The 20237-nt window shown below is 63.7% G+C and carries 19 protein-coding genes; 12 read left to right on the top strand and 7 right to left on the bottom strand.

Annotated features, from left to right (window positions below):
* Nucleotides 1-148 precede the first annotated feature (148 nt).
* On the bottom strand, nucleotides 149-1036 hold the full coding sequence (locus NKI72_RS14325) for a LysR substrate-binding domain-containing protein (RefSeq protein WP_352836636.1): 888 nt from the start codon (nucleotides 1034-1036) through the stop codon (nucleotides 149-151).
* A 75-nt stretch (nucleotides 1037-1111) separates the two neighbouring features.
* Here NKI72_RS14325 and NKI72_RS14320 point away from each other — a divergent pair, with 75 nt between their 5' ends.
* Nucleotides 1112-2704, top strand: coding sequence for a zinc-binding metallopeptidase family protein (locus tag NKI72_RS14320; protein WP_352836640.1), 1593 nt, complete (start codon nucleotides 1112-1114; stop codon nucleotides 2702-2704).
* A 33-nt stretch (nucleotides 2705-2737) separates the two neighbouring features.
* Nucleotides 2738-3670 (top strand): dimethylarginine dimethylaminohydrolase family protein, encoded by a 933-nt coding sequence (locus NKI72_RS14315; protein ID WP_352836634.1) that lies wholly within the window; start codon nucleotides 2738-2740, stop codon nucleotides 3668-3670.
* A 78-nt stretch (nucleotides 3671-3748) separates the two neighbouring features.
* On the opposite strand, the gene NKI72_RS14310 is transcribed toward NKI72_RS14315, so the two are convergent.
* Entirely contained in the window at nucleotides 3749-4756 is a 1008-nt protein-coding gene (locus tag NKI72_RS14310) for an ornithine cyclodeaminase family protein (protein ID WP_352836631.1), read from the bottom strand.
* 155 nt (nucleotides 4757-4911) lie between these two features.
* Here NKI72_RS14310 and NKI72_RS14305 point away from each other — a divergent pair, with 155 nt between their 5' ends.
* On the top strand, nucleotides 4912-5373 hold the full coding sequence (locus tag NKI72_RS14305; RefSeq protein WP_352836628.1) for an Lrp/AsnC family transcriptional regulator: 462 nt from the start codon (nucleotides 4912-4914) through the stop codon (nucleotides 5371-5373).
* Between the two features lie 107 nt (nucleotides 5374-5480).
* On the opposite strand, the gene NKI72_RS14300 is transcribed toward NKI72_RS14305, so the two are convergent.
* Both NKI72_RS14300 and NKI72_RS14295 read right to left on the bottom strand, forming a co-directional pair.
* The gene (locus NKI72_RS14300; protein ID WP_352501278.1) at nucleotides 5481-5864 is read right to left on the bottom strand and encodes a YybH family protein; all 384 of its coding nucleotides are present in this window, start codon (nucleotides 5862-5864) and stop codon (nucleotides 5481-5483) included.
* Between the two features lie 152 nt (nucleotides 5865-6016).
* Complete coding sequence (locus tag NKI72_RS14295) at nucleotides 6017-6766, bottom strand: SDR family NAD(P)-dependent oxidoreductase (RefSeq protein WP_352836625.1); 750 nt, start codon at nucleotides 6764-6766, stop codon at nucleotides 6017-6019.
* A gap of 96 nt (nucleotides 6767-6862) precedes the next feature.
* Here NKI72_RS14295 and NKI72_RS14290 point away from each other — a divergent pair, with 96 nt between their 5' ends.
* The gene (locus tag NKI72_RS14290; protein ID WP_352836622.1) at nucleotides 6863-7756 is read left to right on the top strand and encodes a LysR family transcriptional regulator; all 894 of its coding nucleotides are present in this window, start codon (nucleotides 6863-6865) and stop codon (nucleotides 7754-7756) included.
* A gap of 81 nt (nucleotides 7757-7837) precedes the next feature.
* Here the strand turns inward: NKI72_RS14290 and NKI72_RS14285 are convergent, their stop codons facing one another.
* Nucleotides 7838-8266, bottom strand: coding sequence for a VOC family protein (locus NKI72_RS14285; protein ID WP_352541214.1), 429 nt, complete (start codon nucleotides 8264-8266; stop codon nucleotides 7838-7840).
* 215 nt (nucleotides 8267-8481) lie between these two features.
* On the opposite strand from NKI72_RS14285, the gene NKI72_RS14280 reads away from it, so the two are divergent.
* Nucleotides 8482-9684, top strand: coding sequence for an MFS transporter (locus NKI72_RS14280; RefSeq protein ID WP_352836618.1), 1203 nt, complete (start codon nucleotides 8482-8484; stop codon nucleotides 9682-9684).
* Nucleotides 9685-9781: 97 nt separating this feature from the next.
* Here the strand turns inward: NKI72_RS14280 and NKI72_RS14275 are convergent, their stop codons facing one another.
* Nucleotides 9782-10684 (bottom strand): sigma-70 family RNA polymerase sigma factor, encoded by a 903-nt coding sequence (locus tag NKI72_RS14275; RefSeq protein ID WP_352836615.1) that lies wholly within the window; start codon nucleotides 10682-10684, stop codon nucleotides 9782-9784.
* A 203-nt stretch (nucleotides 10685-10887) separates the two neighbouring features.
* On the opposite strand from NKI72_RS14275, the gene NKI72_RS14270 reads away from it, so the two are divergent.
* The 7 genes from NKI72_RS14270 to NKI72_RS14240 all read left to right on the top strand — a co-directional run bounded on the left by NKI72_RS14270 (nucleotide 10888) and on the right by NKI72_RS14240 (nucleotide 19979).
* Entirely contained in the window at nucleotides 10888-12294 is a 1407-nt protein-coding gene (locus tag NKI72_RS14270) for an MFS transporter (protein ID WP_352850236.1), read from the top strand.
* A gap of 433 nt (nucleotides 12295-12727) precedes the next feature.
* On the top strand, nucleotides 12728-13924 hold the full coding sequence (locus NKI72_RS14265; RefSeq protein ID WP_352473739.1) for an acyltransferase family protein: 1197 nt from the start codon (nucleotides 12728-12730) through the stop codon (nucleotides 13922-13924).
* Nucleotides 13925-13926: 2 nt separating this feature from the next.
* A complete protein-coding gene (locus NKI72_RS14260) occupies nucleotides 13927-15033 on the top strand; it encodes a glycosyltransferase family 2 protein (RefSeq protein WP_352473738.1) in 1107 nt (368 codons plus the stop codon).
* A 6-nt stretch (nucleotides 15034-15039) separates the two neighbouring features.
* A complete protein-coding gene (locus NKI72_RS14255) occupies nucleotides 15040-16068 on the top strand; it encodes a glycosyltransferase family 2 protein (protein ID WP_502896437.1) in 1029 nt (342 codons plus the stop codon).
* Nucleotides 16069-16077: 9 nt separating this feature from the next.
* Nucleotides 16078-17865: an ABC transporter ATP-binding protein gene (locus tag NKI72_RS14250; RefSeq protein ID WP_502898640.1), complete on the top strand. Its 1788-nt coding sequence runs from the start codon at nucleotides 16078-16080 to the stop codon at nucleotides 17863-17865.
* 1079 nt (nucleotides 17866-18944) lie between these two features.
* Entirely contained in the window at nucleotides 18945-19163 is a 219-nt protein-coding gene (locus NKI72_RS14245; protein ID WP_352836611.1) for a hypothetical protein, read from the top strand.
* A gap of 111 nt (nucleotides 19164-19274) precedes the next feature.
* Nucleotides 19275-19979: an SOS response-associated peptidase gene (locus NKI72_RS14240; RefSeq protein ID WP_352836608.1), complete on the top strand. Its 705-nt coding sequence runs from the start codon at nucleotides 19275-19277 to the stop codon at nucleotides 19977-19979.
* Here NKI72_RS14240 and NKI72_RS14235 read toward each other — a convergent pair.
* Nucleotides 19976-20236, bottom strand: a complete 261-nt coding sequence (locus NKI72_RS14235) for a hypothetical protein (protein WP_023677293.1) — start codon at nucleotides 20234-20236, stop codon at nucleotides 19976-19978. The two genes, NKI72_RS14240 and NKI72_RS14235, sit on opposite strands and share 4 nt — an antisense overlap.
* Between the last annotated feature and the right edge of the window lies 1 nt (nucleotide 20237).

The following is a 20237-nucleotide window of genomic DNA, read 5'->3' as shown; positions in this document are numbered from 1 at the left end:
GCGTGGATCAGGCACCGCGCCAAAGTAGCTCTCAAGGCAGGAAATGGCAGTCGCTCCTTCGCTCAACTGCCTCTCCAAAGAATCCTTTCTCAGCCCAAACTCAACCCCAAAATCGCCATATGCGATTCCCCTGCCTCGAGGGGGGAGATTAACGCTGGTTCTCCGACAGCTTCGACCGCAGCCACCGCCCAAACGCCTCCAGCACCGGATGCGCCGCCTTGGCGTGCTCGGAAACCAGAAAATACGAGCGCGGTGAATTGATCGCTATGTCGAAGGGGCGGACCAGCCGGCCTTCGCTCAGTGCCCGGCCGCTGGTCAGCTCGTCGCCCATGGCGATGCCCTGGCCGGCGATCGCCGCCGAAAAGACCAGGTTCATGTCGGAAAAGAAGATGCCGCCTTCCGGGTCGGGGTTCTCGACCTTGGACAGCGCCAGCCAGCGCGCCCAGTCCTCGGTATCGCCGAGATGCAGGAGATTGGCGCGCAGCACGTCGGCCGGCTTGGAGAAGCCGCCGATCTTGTTGAGCAGCGTCGGGCTGCACAGCGGCGTAAAGGAGATCCCGCACAACAGCTCGACCGCGCGGTTCGGCCAATTGCCGACGCCGAAGGTGATGAAGGCATCGGCCTCGGCATTGCTCACGTCGTCGAGACGGCGCGGCGTCAGGATGCGCAGCGCGACATCGGGGTACATCTGCCGGAACTCGCCGATATGGGTGCACAGGAACAGCGAGGCGAAACCCGGCGTACAACTGACGCTGAACGAGCCGCCGATGCCGGTGCCGGCATGGCGTGTCACCGCGTCGCCCAGCACCGTCAGCGCCTTGCGCACGTCGCTGGCATAGCGCTGGCCGCGCGGCGTCAGCGCCACGCCCTTGCCAATGCGCTCGAGCAGGTCGAAGCCGAGATCGCGTTCGAGCAGGCGAAGCTGATGGCTGACTGCGCTGCGGGTCAGATGCAGTTCGTCGGCGGCGCGCCAGACGCTGCCGTGGCGGGCAAAACTGTCGAGGGCGCGCAGCGCCTGCGTCGAGGGAATTCTCAAGAGGTGAACCGAATTTGCATGAGCCGGGAAAACATATCACTTTTTGGCGGGGCGCTTCACTGCTTTCTTTCCACCATGGAGAAACCGGTGACCTCCGCGCAAGCGACCGCACTTGCCTGTCTGGACGACATCCAGCCGTCGCTGTCGGCGTGGACGCGGACAATCTTCGACTTCGGCGAGACCGCCTGGCGCGAATACCAGTCGGCCGCCTGGTATGTCGAGCATCTGAAGCACGAAGGCTTTTCCGTCGAGGAAGGTTCTGGCGGCATGCCGACCGCCTTCTGCGCCCACTGGACCAACGGCGCGGGGCCGACCATCGGCCTGTATGCCGAGTATGATGCAGTGCCCGGCAATTGCCAGGATGCTGCGACGGTGAAGCGACCGCGCCCGGGCCTCGGCGAACAGGCTGGCGGCCACACCGATCCGCATTCCGGCCTCGGCATTGCCAGCCTCGGCGGGCTGCTGGCGACCAAGGCGGCGATGCAGCGCCACGGCATATCAGGCACGCTGCGCTTCACCGGCGAGCCGGCGGAGAAGGTGCGCGGGTCGAAGCCGATCCATGCCGCGAAGGGCTATTACGATGGGCTAGCGGGCATGGTCTCCTTCCATCCTTTTTATATGCTGCCGCTCTGCAATACCGCGCGCTGGGATACGCATTGCGGTGCGGCCTATGCGATGATCTACCGCTTTGTGTGCGACGAGCCGGAACATTGGGCGAGGGCGGCAGGCGGCGCAGCACCCATCCCGCAGGCGCATTCGGCAGTCAGGGCGCCCGGCGCCAACGACGCGCTGATGATGATGTATATGGCGTCCAAGGCGCTGCGCGATTCCATGCTGCCGCATCAGGGCGGCTGGTCGATCAGCGAGGCGATCCTGACGGCGGGCCAGGCGACCGCCGACAATCTGCCGGCCGGGCTGGCCGAGATCCAGTACATGATCCGCGTGCCGACGCTGGCGATGGCCGAGCAGGTCACCGCCGTGCTCGACCGCAATGCGGAAGCCGCAGCCAGGATGAGCGGCTGCCGCCATGAGCGGCACTGGGTGTCGAAGTCGCGGCCGGGGCTGGCCAATCACGTCATGGCCGGTATTGCCTTCGACGCGCTGGCGGCGGTCGGGCCGCCGTGCTGGGACGAGACGGCCAAGGCGATCGCCCGCGAAGTCCAGCTCAATGCCGGGGGCGAGGCGACCGAGGAACCATTCATCGACGAACTGGAGCGGCTGATTGCACCACAGGCGGCCGAGGCGCTCCTGCGCCGCGACCTGCCGCCTTGGCAGCTCAATTCGACCTCTGACGATTACACCGACATGTCGTGGCATACACCGACGGCACGATTCTACGTCGCCCGGCCGGCGCTGCGATCCGAGAACGGCCACGCGTTTCCGTCCTGGGCTATGAATGCGCTGGGCGGCATTTCTGCCACCATCGACCCGATGGTCATCTGCGCCGCAAAGACGGTCGCGCTGGCAGCACTTCGCCTGTTGGAAGACGATGCCGCGCGCAACGCGGCGATGGATGAATTCGTCGCCCGCACCGGCGGCGGCATCGGCGGCTCGAACTGGATCGCGCCGCTCTGCGACTACGATCCGCCCATCGGATTTCGCTGGCCGGAATACATCACCACCCCGCGCGGACGGGATTGGTGGATACCAGGCAACCAAGCCGCATGATCAACCAAGCCGCCCTTCACGAGGAGAAACCCCATGACCGTCCATGACCGCATCGTCGCCGAGGCGTTTTCGCTGCAGCACCGCAACCCGGCCGGCGGAACCAAGCCGCTGACCGCCTGGGGCTTCGCCAACGAGACCGACGTGCTGACCGACGTGCTGCTCGGCTCGCCGAATTTCCTGCGCCATCTCTCGACCAGCTCGCTGTCGCGCAAGCATCTGCGCGAAGCGCCATGCAACGTCCAGATCGCGCAGGCGCAGCACAAGGACTTGGTCGCCGCCTATGAGCATTTCGGTGTCAACATCCACTGGCACGAGCCGACGCCGGAGTTGCCGATGCAGGTCTACTCGCGCGATTCCAGCGTCATGACGCCGTACGGCGCCATCATCACCGCCATGTCGCAATGGTGGCGGCGCGGCGAGAACTACGCGGCGATCCGCACCTATAAGAAGCTCGGCATCCCGATCTACGACATGGTCACCGCGGGCACGTTCGAGGGCGGCGACTTCAACGTCATCGAGGACGGCGTCGTGCTGATCGGCTGCGGTGGCGCCCGCACGCAGGAGGAGGGCGCGCGCCAGGTCCAGGCCTGGTTCGACAAGGAGGGCTGGGAGACCCGCATCGCCTTCATCGACGAGTATTACGTCCATATCGACCTGATGGTGGTGCCGATCGCCGAAAAGCTGACCGCCGTCTGCCTTGCCTGTACAGAGCCCGGCATCGTCGACTGGCTGAAGGGCAAGGGCCACGAGATCATCGACGTGCCGTTCCAGGATACTATGGCGCTCGGCTGCAACTTCATGTCGCTGGGCAAGGACAGGGTAATCGCCCCGACCTCGAGCCAGACACTGATCGGCCAGCTCAAGGCGCGCGGCTTCGAGGTGGCGGCCATCGACATGAGCGAGATCTCGAAGACCGGCGGCGGCATCCACTGCATGGCGCAGGCGCTGAAGCGCGAGCCGGCCTGAGGGGCCGGCCTAGCCCGGCCGCTTGCGCGAAAGCGCCATTGTCAGCACCGTCGATCCCGCCCGGCGTGCGGCGCGCGCCTACAGCACGACGAGCTTTCCCTTGCGCAGACGCCGGGCGCAACGATAGACGAGGTCGGCAGCGACCATGTCTTCCATCGCAATGCCCATCGCCTTGTAGGTGGTGATCTGTTGATCCGAAACGCGGCCCGGCGCGCGGTCGAGCAGCATGGCGCCAAGCTCGGTGCCGAAATCCGGGTCGAAGCCGGCAAGCTCGCAAGATCCGACCGGGGTCGGTCTGAATGCATCCTTGGTTTCGACAAAAAGACTGGATCTGCCGATGAGCTCGATCGGCATTTCACCGCCGGGCGGCGCCACCCCGACCGAGGAGACATGCGTGCCCGGCTGGACCCAGCCTGCGTCGATCACCGGCTGGTAGGAGTGGGTCGCCAGGCACACCACGTCGGAACTGCGCACTGCCGTCTCGAGATCGGCGACCGCCACCACCGACGGATGCAGCCGGGCAAGCGCTGCCGCATCGTCGAAGCTCTTCGAAGCGACACGGATTTCGGCAAAGTCGCGCACCAGCGGCAACAGATGCAGGTGCTGGTTGGCCTGCACGCCGGCGCCGACCACGGTCGCTATCCTGGCATCCCGGCGCGCAAGCGCGCGCACCGACAGCACGGCGGAGCCGGAGGTTCGCACCGCGGTTATGAAGGTGCCGTCCATGATGCAGACCGGCAGGCCCGACAGCGGATCGAACAGGCTGATGGTGGCAAGGTGGCTGGGCAGGTTCTTGGCCAGGTTGCCTTCGAAGACGTTGACGATCTTGACGGTCAGGTTCATGCCCTCCATCCAGGCCGGCATGGCGAGGCTGTAGCCGGCCTCGGGGATGTCGAGCTGTGGTCGGGGTGGATTGACGACCTTGCCTTGTGACAGCACCTTGAAGCCGTCTTCCAGAACATCGAGAAGCTGGCTGAGGTCGATGCATGCCATCACGTCGGCTTCGCTCAGCACCAGGATCTCGGTCGCTCCCTTGCTGATTTCCGCCGCACTCCTGCCGGCTGGGCTGAACGCTTCCTTGGTCATCCTGCACTCCTGTGTTCGAAATCGGCTCACCACGTTTGCTTTCAGCGGTGAGGGAAGCGCAGGCTATTGCGAGGTTTTATGTTGTGAAATACGTTGATTTCGGTGTCTCTGCGTGAAATCAACACGCAAATCCCTTAGATAGCGTGGATTGTGAAATGAGCGACCTCGACCAGATAGACCGCAGCCTGCTCCGGTTGCTGCAGGAAGACGGACGCCGGACGACGCTTGATCTTGCCGGGCGTGTCGGGCTGTCTCCGACCGGAACCAGCCAGCGGGTTAAGCGCCTGTTCCGCGACGGGTTCATCACCGCGGTCAGGGCCATGCTCGATCCGCGCAAGGTCGGCCGGGGAACGCTGGTGTTCATCGAGGTCCGGCTTGACCACACGGCGCCTCATGTCTTTGACCGCTTCGCCGAAGCCGTGGCGAAAGCTCCGGAGGTTCTGGAGTGCCATATGGTGGTTGGCGGTTTCGATTATCTGGTCAAGGCGCGGATCGCCGATATGGCGGTGTTCCAGGATTTCCTGCAGCGGATCATCCTGCCGCTGCCCGGCGTGCGCGAAACGCACACGTTCGCCTCCATCGCCGATGTCAAGCCGAACGCCCTTTTGCCGGTGTGATCGGGTAGAGGAGGGGAACGCTGTTCAGGGCGACCTGCATCGCATCTTCGCCATCTAATCGCTCCCCCCTGGCGCGCCTTCAGGTGCAGCGATGCCGGAGACCGGCTCTAGCCTTGCTGGGTCAGCAGGTTTGCGTCGCGTGCGAGCCGCCACTCACCATCCGCCTCCTTGCGCAGGAGCGTCAGCGCATATCCCGATCGATGGACCGGCTCGCCATTCGGCGGGGTCGCGGTCATATTGATGCGGCTGCGGATGAAGGCCCAAGTGCCGAGAAGCTGTAGTTCCACGATATCGCTCGTGCCGTCGATATGAACGCCGGCCGTCTCCCGCGCGGCTGCCGCGAAGATCTCCTTGTCGAAGGGTTCCCGGCCGGGAACCATGAAGATCGCGTCGTCCGTCATTAAGCTGAGGACGGTCGCGATGTCTCCACGCTTGCTCGCATCCATCCACGTCTCGACCAGCTTTCGGATTGCTTTTTCGTCGCCCGTCATCCGTTACCTCCCTGGCATCTCGCCGTCATCGATGGCGCACGGCGCTCCTTCCTCGCTGCTACATAGGGCTTAGATCGCTCTCGTCATCGATTGCAGTGCGTCGCGCCGCGGGTAGCACGGTCAGCGAGCCGGCAGGTTCGCGCCCTCCATGCCTATCGCCAGCCACCGGAGGCGGTGATGCGCTCGCCGGTCAGCCAGGACGCTTCGTCGGAGGCGAGGAACACCGCGACGCGGGCGACGTCGTCGGGCAGGCCGAAGCGACCGAGCGGCGTCATGGCTATAATCTGGTTCTCGAATTCGCTGCCGACGATGCCGATGCGCGCGAGGCCCTCGGTATCGATGCCGCCGGGCGCGATGGCGTTGACGCGGATGTTGCGTGCGCCGAGCTCCCGCGACATCGACAGCGTGATCGTGTCCACCGCACCTTTGGTCGCGGCGTAGACGAGCGAGTTCGGCTGCGGATTGCGGCTGGCGACCGAGCTTATGTTGATGATGCTGCCGCCGCCCGCGCCAAAATGCTTCACTGCTGCTTGCGTGGTCAGAATGATGCCCAACACATTGATGTCGAACTCGCGGTGAAACTCGGCCTCGGTAACCGCTTCCAGCGGCTCGAATGCGAAGACTCCGGCATTGTTGACCAGTATGTCGAGCCCGCCAAACTCCAATTTCGCCGCCTCGAACAGGCGGCGCACATCAGCCGCTTGCGACACGTCGCCCTGGACGGCGACGGCGCGGCCGCCACGGTCGTCGATCTCGGCGACAACGCGGTCAGCGCCTTCCCGTGACGAGGCGTAGTTGACGACCACTGCGGCGCCGGCCGTGGCAAGACTCTTGGCGATGGCGGCGCCGATACCCTTGGAGGCGCCGGTGACGATGGCGACCTTGCCGTTCAGCTTGCTCATCAAATCTCTCCTTTGTTGACGATGAGCGTATTTAATCATGATCGAAACGCGTATTATGGTGCCCGCAATCCGATCTTTCGTGCCTGGAATTCCGGAATGACCACCATCCTCGAAAAGACCGCCGGTCTCGTCGCCTTCGTCCGCACGGTCGATGCCGGCTCGTTCGATGCCGCCAGCCGGCTGGTCGGCTCCAGCCCGTCGGCAGTGTCGAAAAGCGTGGCGCGGCTCGAGCGTCGGCTCGGCGTCAGGCTGATCCAGCGCTCGACGCGCCGGCTCGGGCTGACCAGCGAAGGCATCGCCTATTACGAGCGCGTGGCGCCGCTGCTCAGGGCGCTGGACGATGCCGAAGACATCGTTCAGATGGCCGATACGGCGCGCGGCCTGCTGCGCGTTACAGCGCCGGTCGAGCTTGGGCGTGGCCTGATCGCGGCATGGGCGCAAGCGTTCCTTGCGCAGCACGGCGCAGTCAAACTGGAGCTCAGCGTCACCGACCGTCACGCCGATCTGATCCGCGAAGGCTATGACGTTGCGGTGCGCATGGGGCCGCTCTCAGACACCGGGCTCGTCGCGCGCAAGATCGCCAATCTGCCGATCATGCTGGTGGCCTCACCGGCCTATGTCGAGCGGCGCGGCCGTCCGGCATCGGTCGAGGATTTACGGGACCATGAATTCGTCCGCCACCAGATGGCTGGCCGGCCTTATCCGGTCACATTTGCCGACGGTACGATGATCGTGCCGGATGGGCGGCTCGATACCGATGACGGCGGCGCCATCCGCAATGCCGCACTTGCCGGCACCGGCATCGCGCATCTGATGCGGTTTGCCGTGCAGAACGATCTCGACACGGGTCGCCTGGTCCGCATCCTGCCCGACGTGGCGATGCCAACCATGCCGGTGCACATCGTCCATGCCTACGGGCGGCAGCTGCCGGTCCGGGCGCGGCTGTTCGTCGACTTCCTGGTGGGCCAAATGGCGGCACTGACGCGATAGGGCAGACGCGGTCTGACGCAAGCACCCAGCTTTTGGCAGAGACCAACCGTGCCGGCCGGCGCGAACCACCCTTACCCGAAGCTAGAACGTGATCTTCACTGAATCGGCGCTGCGGTTGGCCGCGCCGTGGTGGACGGCCTCGATGTTGTTGCCGTCGGGGTCGAGCAGGAAGGCGGCGTAATAGCCGGGATGGTAGGATCGTTCGCCGGGCGCGCCATTGTCGGTGCCGCCGCCGTCGAGGCCGGCCCTGTAGAATGCGTCGACCATGGCGCGGTCATTTGCCTGGAAGGCCAGGTGGTGGCGGCCGGTCAGCTTTCCCAGGGCCGCCGGGCTGTCGGGGCTGGAAATGAACAGCTCGTCGGCCCAGAAATAATTATTGCCGGCGCCACCGATCGGTATGCCGAGCACGTTGAGAACCGCCTCGTAGAAACGACGGCTGGCCGCAAGATCCCTGACCACCAGCTGGAGGTGGTCGATGAGACGGCCGCGATGAAGTTCCTGATTTGCCATGCTTGACAGCTCCTGATCGCCGGTTGGAAATCTAGCTTCGAATGGTGCGCGGTCAATCCAGAAAGCCGTGGAATGGCGCCGTCGCGCCGACTGGATAAAAATGCAACCGGATTGTCGGATTCAAGACATGTCCAACGTCCTTCGGACGCAAGCGGCTCGGCGGAGCTCGAAAAGGTCGTGCCGTATCAACGCTTCCGGCATGGGAGAAAAGTGAAATGAGCCTTCCCTATCGTTGGGTTGTCGTCACGGCTGGCGCGCTGATGACCTGTGTCGCCCTCGGGGCGATGTTCTCGCTGGCGATCTTTCTCGAACCGATGGCGCTCGACACACAATGGTCGCGCGCCGGCATATCGAGTGCGATGACGCTGAACTTCCTGGTAATGGGCCTCGGCGGCTTCGCCTGGGGCGCCATTTACGACCGCTTTGGCGCCCGCATCGTCGTCATGACCGGCGCCGTGCTGCTCGGCCTGGCGCTGGTCCTGGCCAGCCGCACCGGTTCGCTGCTCGTTTTCCAGTTGGCCTACGGCGTGCTCGTCGGCCTCGCGGCAAGCGCCTTCTTCGCGCCGATGATTGCGCTGACCTCCGCCTGGTTCGACACGAACCGCAGCCTCGCCGTCTCGCTGGTCTCGGCCGGCATGGGCGTGGCGCCAATGACCATCTCGCCCTTCGCCCGCTGGCTGATTTCGGCCTACGACTGGCGCACCGCAATGTTCGACATCGGCATAACCGCGTGGGTGCTGCTACTGCCGGCCGCGCTTCTGGTGCGCCAGCCGCCCAAGCCCGCTGCCGACGGCGCTGCCCCAAGCGTTGCCGCCGAGGGTGCCGGCATGACGGTTCCGCAGGCGCTGCGCTCGCCGCAATTCATCGTGTTGGGACTGACCTTCTTTGCCTGCTGCGCGGCGCATTCCGGGCCGATCTTCCACATGGTGAGCTATGCCATGCTGTGCGGCATAGCGCCGATGGCGGCGGTCAGCATCTACAGCATCGAGGGCCTGGCAGGGCTGGGTGGCCGGCTGCTTTACGGCGTGCTTGCCGATCGGTTGGGCGTCAAGCCGGTGCTGATCACCGGGCTGGCCATACAGGCCGTGGTCATCGCAGCCTATCTGGCGGTCAGCGAGCTTGGTCAATTCTACACGCTCGCCGTCATCTTCGGCGCCACCTATGGCGGCGTCATGCCGCTCTATGCGGTGCTGGCGCGCGAATATTTCGGCCAGCGCATCCTCGGTACGGTGTTCGGTGCAGTAACCATGCTGTCCAGCCTCGGCATGGCTTTCGGCCCGCTCGCCGGCGGCATGGTGTTCGATGCCTATGCCAGCTATTCCTGGCTGTTCATCGGCTCGGCCCTTGTCGGGCTTGGCGCGATGGCGATTGCGATCGCCTTCCCGCCGCTGCCGCGCAGGGAGTTGCAACCGGCTTAAAGCAGGATCGGTGGAAAAGGGCGGCCGCTTGGAGGGCAAGCGGCCGCGATCCAAAAATAGCTGGCAGTGTTTGTTCGGCATTATGAAACGCGAATTGCTATGCAAGCAGAGGCACCACCTCGGCGCCGTCAAGCGTGTAGCGCGCATAGCGGAAATCGCGAATTCTCGCCAATCTGTCGCCGGCCCATTCCAGCAGGATAAAGTATTTTAGCCCTCCGGCCGAGTCGTCCGGATCGATCACCAGAATGGCTGGCTGCCGATCCACCAGGCCTGGAAGCAGCCGCCAATCGTGGATACCCGCGTAATTGTGGAAGTACCGGCCCACTTTCGTGCGGCCACTCGCCCGGAGCCGGTTGACGAGGTCAAGCCGGACGTCCTCGGCCAGCATGTCGCGGATCGCATCGAAGTCGCGGGCGTTGAACCGCTCTACATAGGCTGCCAGACGCGCCTGCTCGGGCTCGGCCAACACCGGCACAGGCCGATCGTCAGGCTCGCCGGCGACCTGGCGCAGGTGCAGACGGCCGCGATGCAGTGCGGCTTTCACCGCCGGAACGCTGCTGTCGATAATGTTGCCGATCTCTTCGATCGTATAGCCGAGCACATCCATGAGGATGACGCTGCTACGCTGCGCCGCGGGCAGGCGCATGAAGGTCTGCAGGCTTGCGGCTGCAGTGTGTCGACCCTCGGCCGACATACCGGGGTCAGGGATCATATCGATATCCTCAACGACATGCGCGGCATCCAACCTGGCACGACGGCGTAGGTGGTCGAGCGCGGCATTGTGCGCGATGCGAAACAGCCAGCCCTCGACATTGGCTATCGGCCCGGTCCCGGGGAACGCCTCGAGCGCCTTGACCGTAGCTTCCTGGACGACATCCTCGGCATCGATCACCGAACCGGTCATGCGGGCACAATAGCGGTGCAGTTTCGGCCGCAATTCGCCGAGCAGCCGGTCAAATGGCTCCCGTCCTTCTAGCGTGCCGGTTGCGGATCCGGTCATCGCACAAGGATCAATTTCATGCGTATCTCCCAGGCAAGGCGCGGGTCATCAGGCGCAGCGTCTTATAGACGCTCGACGATGGCAAAAGGATTCGGTCGAAAAAACTTTGTTTGGCTGGAATCCTTTGATGGTTCCTACGCGTCTCTGGATCACGGGCCCGTCAACCTGGCGGGCCCTTTGTTCAAGCCGGAGGCGCCATAATCATGAGCAAGCAAAGTGCGGGATCAACGAAGGTCTGGGTTCTCGCCCTCACGTCGATAGGCTCCTTGATGGTCGTTCTCGATGCGATGGTCGTGGCGACGGCATTGAGCACGATGCGCGTCGAGCTCGACGCCTCGCTGGAGACGCTGCAATGGACGATGAACGCCTATAATTTGAGTTTTGCCGTCCTGCTCATGACCGGGGCTGCGCTCGGTGACCGGTTCGGCCGCCGCCGTACGCTCGTTGCCGGATTGGCGTTGTTCGTCGCAGCGTCGGTTGCGTGCGCGCTCGCTGGCAATGCCGGATTGCTGATTGCGGCCCGTGCGGTCCAGGGCGCAGGTGCCGCGATGGTCATGCCGCTGGCCATGGCGCTGCTGAGCGTCGCTTTTCCTCCGGAGGAACGAGGCAAGGCGCTGGGTATCTTCAGCAGCATCACCGGCCTGGCCCTGATCATCGGCCCGATAGCGGGCGGTGCGATTTCCGAAGGCCTCTCCTGGCACTGGATCTTCTGGCTCAATGTCCCGGTCGGCATCGCTCTCATCCCGCTGGTGCTGCGTCGGATTCCGGAGAGTCACGGGCCGGGCACGGTTATCGATGTCCTCGGCGTCGTGCTGGTAACTGCGGCGGCATTCGGAGTGGTCTGGGGCCTGATGCGCGGCAACATCGTGGGCTGGAGCAGCTCTGAAGTGCTGACGGCGCTGACGGCCGGGCTGCTTCTCGCCATCGCGTTCGTCCTTTGGCAGCTGCGTGCCCGTGAGCCCATGCTGCCTTTGCGGTTCTTTCAGGCGCGCGCATTCTCCTCGGGCGTAGGGGCGAACTTCCTGCTTTGCGCCGCCATGTACGGCCTCGTATTCCTGTTGCCGCAGTTTCTGCAGTTTGCCCAGAGCCGTGGGCCGTTCGGCGCCGGCATGGGATTGCTGCCTTGGACCGCCACGCTTTTCGTGGTCGCACCGATCGCCGGCAGCCTGATCAACCGAGTCGGCGAGCGCTGGCTTGTGGTGGCCGGACTGATCCTGCAAGCGGCTGGCATGGCCTGGCTGGCGCAGATCGCCGCACCTGATCTGCCCTACGTTCAGCTAGTCGCCCCGCTGATCATTACCGGTGCCGGCGTGTCGATGGCCATGCCTGCCGCGCAGAACGCGGTTCTCAATGCGGTCGCCCGGCCGGAGGTCGGCAAGGCTGCCGGCACGTTCAACACATTCCGCTTTCTCGGCGGCGTATCCGGGATCGCGATCGCCGGTGCGGTGTTCGCCGGCACTGGAAGCTTCTCGTCCACCGACGCGTTCAGCGATGGCTTCACCTCGGCAATCGACGTCTCCGCTCTGCTCTCGCTCGCCGGCGCGCTCGTCGGATTGGGGCTCCCGGAGCGTCGCGCAGTGGCGCTCGCGAATGCCAGCAAGGAGGCGTAACTCGAAGGCGGGAAGCTTGCGCTTGCTCCCACTGTTGTCGCGCTAACAGCAGCCGCGCCAGCGCAGCAAAAAGGTCGCCGAGCGTCGGTTGCCGGCCGGTCCTGTGGCGGGGCATCTGTGTCCAGACCCAGATCTTGCGCCCGTGATGGCGGCGAACATGCTGCATCGCAGCACCCTCTCGCCGATATCGGCGGGCCAAGGCAGTGCGAAAAAATCGTCAAGAATGGACAATTCAGGCTGTTTCCTGCTGTTTTTTGGCTTTTATTAGTCGCGCCTCACGTTCCTGTTTCAAATGTGTCAACTTTTTGTGTTGCGTTGCACAATGGTGGTCCTATTCTGCGCAAGGGGGGCGCTTCCGATTGGAATGCGCCGTGAACGACGCCGCTATATTGACCGATTGGCAGTTTCGCCGTCCCTCCGGCGTATGCCGCTAATGGGAAATGCGCGCGACACCCAATTGGACGCGCTGAGGGCCATCGCCGTGACGATGGTGCTGTACTCCCATTTCTTCGCGGCCGGAGGGTCCTCGTTCTGGGGCCATATCGGCGTGCGCCTGTTCTTCGTGCTGAGCGGCTTTCTGATCACGCGACTGCTGCTGGAAGCCAGAGCGGCCGCCGAATTCGAAACCGGACCGGCGCTGAAATCCTTCTATATCAGGCGGGCGCTGCGAATATTCCCGCCCTATTTCGCCGTGCTGGGTTTCGTCTGGCTGGTGGACCTGGAGCAGTCCAGAGGATCGCTGGCCTGGCATGCCCTCTATCTGTCGAATTTCTGGTACGCGGCGCAGAATGAATGGACGCCCTGGCTGCTCTGCCATTTCTGGAGCCTGAGCATCGAGGAGCAGTTCTATATCGCCTGGCCACTGATCGTCCTGCTGGCACCGCGCCAGCGCCTCGAAGCGATCTGCATCGGCGTGATCATGCTGTCGCTGGCCTACCGGTTTTATTGGCCGATCGCGGGAACGCCCGGTTTGGCGCGCGACCTGCTGCCGCCGGCGTCGATGGATGCATTGGCGTCAGGCGCGCTGCTCGCCGCCTACCGGTCAAGAACAGCCGGCTTGCCGCAATGGCTTCGAGCTGGCTGGCCGGGGCTCGCCGCGGCGTTTTTCGTTCTGCAGTGGTTTGCGCCGGCGCCGGCAAATCCGGTGCAGGAATGGGGTCTCTGGCTGCTGTTGCAGATCCTGCCTGTCGCGCCTCTGGTGGTCATCGTTGCAAGCTGTTCAACGGGCATTGGCGGTCGCGTCGGAAAACTTCTCGAACTGCCGCCGCTGCTTGGCCTTGGCCGCATAAGCTACGGCGTCTATCTCTACCATCCCATAGTGCTGGCTCTGGTTGTCAAGTCGCAGCCCTGGATCCCGCTCAACGTCTCGGAGCAAGGGCCGGGGCGGTTCCTGGTCGCGGGAACTGCGACGCTCATGCTGGCTTCGGTTTCGTGGCTGCTTTTCGAAAAGCCGCTCAACAGCCTCAAGCGCCACTTCCCCTATGTTGCTGGAAAAGGCCGAGGCGCCATCTCGGCAGGCATGGACGTGGGCAATGCCGGATGGCTCGCGGCCGGAGCATATCCGGGCAGGCCGCTTGATGGTGGCACGTCACCCTTGCCGCGCAAGCTGCACCGAACCGATCGGAGCTGATCATGGCTGCTGCTCCCTTGGTTTCCGTTCTGCTGCCGATCTACAATGCGGGACCTTATCTCGCCGCTGCGCTGGGCAGCGTCCTGCGCCAGGATTACGAGCGTCTGGAGGTCATCGCCATCGATGACGGCTCGACCGACAACTCGCTGCAGATCCTGCAGAAATACCGCCAGGCCGACAATCGCATCTCGATCATCTCACGCGAAAACCGTGGCCTGATCGCAACTTTGAACGAAGGCCTGGCCGTGGCGCGCGGCGATCTGGTCGCCAGGATGGACGCCGACGACATCGCCTATCCCCAGCGCCTGTCGCGGCAGGTCGCGCTGTTCAACCAGCAGCCTGACCTGGCTCTATGCGGCGCGGGTTTCGATACCTTGCTCGGCAACCGCATCGTCCGGGGTTCGCCCGATCCGATATTCCAGGACAATATCCTGCGAATACTGTCGATGTTCTTCACGATCTTCATGCATTCCACGGTCGTCTACAACAGGAAGGTCATCGAAGAGAGCGTTCTATTTTATGACGAAAGCTACAAGCATGCCGAGGATTTCGACCTGTTCAGGCGGCTGACCGACCGCTACCCGGCGGCCATGATCCCCGAAAGCCTGATCGCCTATCGTATCCATGACGACAGCGTGACCAACAGGCACAAGCGCGAAATGCGCAGGACCCATTTGAAGATCGTCGCCGAGAACCTCGAGCGCGAAGGGCTCGCACAAGAGACGCAAGGCCTGCGCGACATCGGTGAGGTCCTGTCGATGGACACGGTTCGCCGTGCCGCCGAATGGATCCTTGCGCTGGAAGAAAGGATTTCGGCACTGCCAGCCGAGACGAGGCCGAGTTACCAGGCCGGCACGCTGAACCTGTTCTATTTCCACTACCAGCTGATATCGGGGGAAAGGCAGCCGCTGCTGATGCACGAATTCCTGACGCGGACGGCGAAATGGAACCTCATCCGGCGGCGCGAGCAGTACGTGTTTCGGACCGGTGCCTTCGCGCCGCGCTTCAGTCTCGCCTCGATGTCGGTCACCAGGCAGGTGGATGCCCTGTCGCGGTATCTGCAGTCCGTGCCGGCCGCGGCGGTTTTGCCTTCGAACCAGTTGAGCTAGCAACGCATGTTCGTCAAATCGCACCAGCTCCAGCAGCGCGGCCGCTCGACGGTGCCGGCGGCCATGTCGCCGCGGCCGCAGCAAGGACCGGCGCCGGCGGTCAGCTTCATTGTCTGCACACGCGACCGTGTCGCCGTACTCGAGCCCTGCATCAGCTCGATCCAGGCCGCGTGTCGTGCCCATGCCGACTTTGCCGCCGAGCTGGTGGTTGTCGACAACGGCTCGACCGACAGCACGGCCAAACGGCTGGCCAGCATCGCCGAACTGTCGGACATCCCGTTCACCGCCATTTGCGAGCCGCGACCCGGATTAGCGGCCGCGCGCAACGCCGGGCTGGAGCGGGCGCGGGGCCGCGTGCTGGTCTTCGTCGACGATGATTGCGCTGTCCACAAGGATTATTTGCGCGATCTGCAGCGGCACTATGCGGCCGGCGAACGGGTCATCCGCGGCGGCCGCGTCGAGATCGGCGACCCCCGCGACCTGCCGTTCACCATCAAGCGGTCGCCGGTGCGCGCGCGGCTTACGCCGGATGTCCATCCCGGCGGCTTCGTGCTTGGCTGCAACATGACGATGCATCGCGATGTCGCCGCCCGTATCGGGCGGTTCGACGAACGGTTCGGCGCCGGCGGCCCGCTGCGATCGGCGGAGGATACGGACTATCTGGTGCGGGCGGTGCTGCTTGGGATTCCGGTCGAATACGTGCCCGACATGACCATCTATCACCATCACGGCCGGCGCGACCGCAAGGCCATCGAAAAGCTGCATCGCGACTACAGCATGGGCAATGGCGGGCTTTGCCTGAAGCATATCCGCAACGCGCCGTGGCTGCTTCGGCATTTCTACTGGTCGATGAGGGCGGCCTTGCGCGAATTGGGGAAAGGCCCGCTGTTCGACCGTGAACTCCAGCTGTCGCACTGGCCGATCATCGGCATGAACTTGCTGGGCGCGGCCAAGTTCGCGGTGCTTTTGCTGGCGAAATCCCCCGAAACGACGGAAATGCGACAGGAGCAACAGGCAAATGCCGAGGCAAGGTGATCCGCCATCATGCGACTGATGCCGCCCAGCCTACCGATGCTGCGCCGCGCGCTCGGGCAAAAACAGTTGCGTCTGCTTCCGGCCGTGGTGGTGCTCGGGCTGCTCAGCGCCGCGCTTGAAGGCTTCGGCATCGGCCTGATCATCCCGTTGCTGAACATAATCATGGGGCAACAGGGGCAGACCGGCATGGCTGGCTTTTCCGCCGTCTTCCAGCATGTCGGATCGAGCTTGAGCGAGCGCGACCGGCTGATCGTCATATCGGTCGCCATCCTCGGCTCGATCGTGCTGAAGAACCTGTTCGCTTTCGCCAACACGCTGCTGACCACCTTTATCTATGGCAAGGCAAGCCATTCGATCCGCAGCGCGCTGTCGGAGCGGCTGCTGCGGGTGGGCTACCCATTCTTCCTGCAGCAAAGCCCGGGACGGCTGCTCAACATCATCTCCAACGAATCCTGGCGGGCCTCGGATGCCATCCAGATCACGTTGGGGGCAATCGTCAATGCATCGGCCGCAATCATCCTATTGGCCTTCCTGCTGCTCCTGTCGTGGCAGATGACGCTGCTGGTGACGCTGGGCCTGGCGCTGGTCCAGGTCGCGCACGCCGTGCTGTCGGCCAATCTGAAGGCGCCGAGCCGCAGCGTCGCCTCCCGCAACAGCCAGCTCGCATCGCAGATGCTGCATCTGGTGCATGCCGGGCGGCTGATCCGCATTTTTGGCCAGGAGCAACGCGAGAAGGCGGCATTCGACCAGGCATCGGATGCGGTGCGCCGGGCGGCGTTCGTGCTTTTAACCCGCCAGGGAGCTTTGCCGCCGCTGACCGAGGTTCTGCACGCCATGCTGTTCCTGGCGGTGGTGATCGGCGCCTGGTTCGCCAATGTTTCCTTCCCGCTGATCGTCGCCTTCGTCATCCTGCTCTACAGGCTGCAGCCCTACATGCGATCGTTGCAAATGGCCTGGAGCCAGCTGCAGGGCCTCAGCGGATCGCTGGAAGAGGTGACGTGGATGCTGGACCCATCCGACAAGCCAGCGCCGCCGCAAGGCAGCGCAGCGTTCCCCGGGCTCAGCCAAGGCATCAAGTTCGAGGACGTCACCTTTACCTATTCCGGCTCGGAGCAGCGCGCGGTGGTGCTGCATGCGGCGAGTTTCGATATCCGTAGCGGCCGCTCGACCGCGCTGATCGGCCGGTCGGGCGCCGGCAAGACGACGATCGTCAACCTTTTGTGCCGCTTCGTCGAACCGGATAGCGGCAGGATCCTCGTCGATGGATCGCCGCTGGACCGCATAGACCCCGGCCAGTGGCGAAAGCACATCGCGCTTGCCAGCCAGGAGCTGGAGCTGGTCGACGGCACGATTTTCGACAACATCATCTACGGCCAGGACGCGGCCTCGGCCGATGACGCCGAGCGCGCGGCAAAACTGGCCGAAGCGCATGGCTTCATCGAGCAACTGCCGCAGGGTTACTGGACGGTCGTCGGCTACCGCGGCGTCAATCTCTCGGCGGGACAGCGACAGCGGATCGCGCTGGCCAGAGCGCTGGTGCGCGATCCCGATATCCTGATCCTGGACGAAGCCACCAATGCGGTGGACGGCCTGTCGGAAGCGGCAATCGTCGAGACGCTCAAGTCGCGGGCCGGCCGCCGCACTACCATCGTCATCAGCCATCATCGCAGCACCATCTCGTTCTGCGACGACGTCGTGATCCTGAGCCACGGCCGTGTGAAAAAGCAGGCGCCGTTCGCCGCGCTTGCGACGCTCAGCATGGACGAGCTTTACCAGCACGAGGCGCTGGAAGGCTGAGGGCGACCCGCTGCGTGCGCGCGCTGGGAGGTCGTCTCGGATGTCAAGCCGGGTCAAGCATCTCAGGGGCGAGGAAGACCTCCGCCATACGTCTCTACGGGGTTTCTGGGATGATGAGTGATCCCGAGCTTACCCGCTTTTCATCTGGAGCGTACAGAACCAAGGGTCCGCCTGCCAAATCCAGCAATGGCAGGCGGACCCTAATCAGCGCATGAAGGGACTGATTCTGCGCCGATGTCTCCTCGAGGAGGTGACGCCTTCAACTGAAGACGGGCGCAGTTGTTCCCGACGCCGGCCGTACACAAGACCATTGCGCAGGCAGGTCAGACTTAGGTCCCTGTAAACGCGCATCGCTGGCTGGAGTGAACATCGGATCGGCTCGGTGGTAGCGAAACTTCGGCCGGAGATAGATGCAGCCATCGGGTCCCGGAGCATGACCGGCTCGGCGCTGATCATGGGCGGCGATCTGTCCCCGCACGACTGATGCCGAGGGCGCTTGCAGTCCTGCGGAATACGCATCCACCAGCGCCAGTGAAGTTGTCCAAGCGGTACGCAGCGGTCGTCAAGCTGTTGCTAATATGCAGCACAGGCAGCGCTCTATGAACGGCGTCGCTTGGAACCGCTACCTCCGACCAACCGTTAGTGTCACAATGACAAACCAAAAAGTGAGGCTGACGATGGACCCGCTGCAAAACAACACGTTGGAGATCTGGTGTCTTGCGGCCGTTCCGCTGTCGCTGCTCCTCACGGTGTTATTAGCCGGATTTATCCTTTAGCCGGACCCAACGGGGCCGGCTGCGGACCGGGGCCTGGAAGATGAAAATGCCGGCCATTTAGGCACGCTAGGCGTCTCGGACACCCCGTAGCACCAGGCCGTGGCAGCCTTTCCAACATTGCCATCATAATCGGCTCTTTCGACCGGTCCGGTCCGCAGCGATTGCTCGCAGGCCCGTTGCGAGGGCGAGCATGCGAGCTCGTACGTTTTTTACACAATCTCTGATTGGTGGACTCGCCCGCCGCCATCGACGTTAATTTTGCGTTAGCGACAGGAGGGGGAGATCGCTAAAGGGAGGAAGAAAATGAAAGAAAACTACGATCTGACGATCGACTACGCCGACGAACCTTACGACAACAAGCCTTACGATCTAGCCACATTCGCAAGGAAGCACGGGCTCAACATTCGAGCCGCCGAGCTTCTTCTTTTCGCCAAAGGCCCGTCTCGAGCGGCCTGCGATGCCGCGGCGAGGGCTTTTCTCGCCGCAGTCGCCGCACAAGCTATGAGACAATCGGCGCGGTAAGTCTCACAAACCATTGCTGACACGGCCTGCCGTGTCAGCAACCCGACGCACAGCGCTGGAAATTCCAGGCCGTTTCCAACAAGATGCCTGAGCATCCGGGAACGGCCTGAAATGTGCAATCTCTACAACATCACGACCAGCCAGGAGGCCATCCGCCAGTGGACCCGCGCCTTGCGCGACATCCTCGGCAATCTCGAACCCTCCATCGACATCTATCCCAACCAGCCCGGCCCTGTGGTGCGCAACACGCCGGACGGCGAACGCGAATTGGCCAATCTGCTGTGGGGCATGCCGACGCCACTGGAGCGGGTCAAGGGCAAGGCCGACTATGGCACCACCAATATCCGCAATCCGCAATACGGCCACTGGCAGCAATATCTCGGCATCGAGAACCGCTGCGTGGTGCCCGTCACCAGCTTCGCCGAGCCCAGCCCGACGCCCGGCGACAAGGACCCCGAGACCGGCATTCAGCGCAACTACTGGTTTGCACTCGGCGAGGACCGCCCGCTATTCTTCTTTGCCGGCCTGTGGACGCGCTGGCATGGCCTTCGCAAGGTCAAGGACGGCCCCGCCGATCACCAGGTCTATGGCTTCATGACGACCCAGCCCAACGCGCTGATCTCGCCGATCCACGAGAAGGCGATGCCGGTGATCCTGACCACGCCGGAAGAAACCGAGGCCTGGCTCACCGCGCCATGGTCGGAGGCAAGGCACCTGCAGCGCACGGCGCCCGATGACGCGCTGGTGATCGTCGAAAAACCGGCGACACAGATCAAGTTTCCGCAGCAGGCGCCGGCGCAAGGCTCGTTGTTTTAGCGCTTGAATTTCTGCAGCACCCAGATGTAGCCCTTGGGTGGATGGTCCTGGTCGATGAACTGCGTCTTCACCGTCGTGTCCTTGCGGCTGCATCGTTTGCACCTGAACCTGATCGCTTCCAGCGGCTTGTTCCAGCCCACCACCTGGGCCACGTCATTCGCCCTGAAGCGTCCGACATGGTAGCAATGGCCGCACTCCACGATAAGCAGCATGTTGGCCTTGGCGGCACGCCCAACGCTGTCCATCGGCCCGGCCATG

Source organism: Mesorhizobium sp. M0437, from assembly GCF_040321335.1.
GTDB lineage: Bacteria > Pseudomonadota > Alphaproteobacteria > Rhizobiales > Rhizobiaceae > Mesorhizobium.
The sequence above is the reverse complement of the archived record's forward strand: the minus strand, read 5'-3'. Positions and strand labels throughout refer to the sequence as shown.

Bases quoted from the DNA above. Each gene is read 5' to 3' on its own strand.
- NKI72_RS14320 (WP_352836640.1), top strand. From the start codon at position 1,112: ATGGAGAAACCGGTGACCTCCGCGCAAGCGACCGCACTTGCCTGTCTG.
- NKI72_RS14315 (WP_352836634.1), top strand. From the start codon at position 2,738: ATGACCGTCCATGACCGCATCGTCGCCGAGGCGTTTTCGCTGCAGCAC.
- NKI72_RS14310 (WP_352836631.1), bottom strand. From the start codon at position 4,756: ATGACCAAGGAAGCGTTCAGCCCAGCCGGCAGGAGTGCGGCGGAAATC.
- NKI72_RS14305 (WP_352836628.1), top strand. From the start codon at position 4,912: ATGAGCGACCTCGACCAGATAGACCGCAGCCTGCTCCGGTTGCTGCAG.
- NKI72_RS14300 (WP_352501278.1), bottom strand. From the start codon at position 5,864: ATGACGGGCGACGAAAAAGCAATCCGAAAGCTGGTCGAGACGTGGATG.
- NKI72_RS14295 (WP_352836625.1), bottom strand. From the start codon at position 6,766: ATGAGCAAGCTGAACGGCAAGGTCGCCATCGTCACCGGCGCCTCCAAG.
- NKI72_RS14290 (WP_352836622.1), top strand. From the start codon at position 6,863: ATGACCACCATCCTCGAAAAGACCGCCGGTCTCGTCGCCTTCGTCCGC.
- NKI72_RS14285 (WP_352541214.1), bottom strand. From the start codon at position 8,266: ATGGCAAATCAGGAACTTCATCGCGGCCGTCTCATCGACCACCTCCAG.
- NKI72_RS14280 (WP_352836618.1), top strand. From the start codon at position 8,482: ATGAGCCTTCCCTATCGTTGGGTTGTCGTCACGGCTGGCGCGCTGATG.
- NKI72_RS14275 (WP_352836615.1), bottom strand. From the start codon at position 10,684: ATGACCGGATCCGCAACCGGCACGCTAGAAGGACGGGAGCCATTTGAC.
- NKI72_RS14270 (WP_352850236.1), top strand. From the start codon at position 10,888: ATGAGCAAGCAAAGTGCGGGATCAACGAAGGTCTGGGTTCTCGCCCTC.
- NKI72_RS14265 (WP_352473739.1), top strand. From the start codon at position 12,728: ATGGGAAATGCGCGCGACACCCAATTGGACGCGCTGAGGGCCATCGCC.
- NKI72_RS14260 (WP_352473738.1), top strand. From the start codon at position 13,927: ATGGCTGCTGCTCCCTTGGTTTCCGTTCTGCTGCCGATCTACAATGCG.
- NKI72_RS14255 (WP_502896437.1), top strand. From the start codon at position 15,040: ATGTTCGTCAAATCGCACCAGCTCCAGCAGCGCGGCCGCTCGACGGTG.
- NKI72_RS14250 (WP_502898640.1), top strand. From the start codon at position 16,078: ATGCGACTGATGCCGCCCAGCCTACCGATGCTGCGCCGCGCGCTCGGG.
- NKI72_RS14245 (WP_352836611.1), top strand. From the start codon at position 18,945: ATGAAAGAAAACTACGATCTGACGATCGACTACGCCGACGAACCTTAC.
- NKI72_RS14240 (WP_352836608.1), top strand. From the start codon at position 19,275: ATGTGCAATCTCTACAACATCACGACCAGCCAGGAGGCCATCCGCCAG.
- NKI72_RS14235 (WP_023677293.1), bottom strand. From the start codon at position 20,236: ATGGCCGGGCCGATGGACAGCGTTGGGCGTGCCGCCAAGGCCAACATG.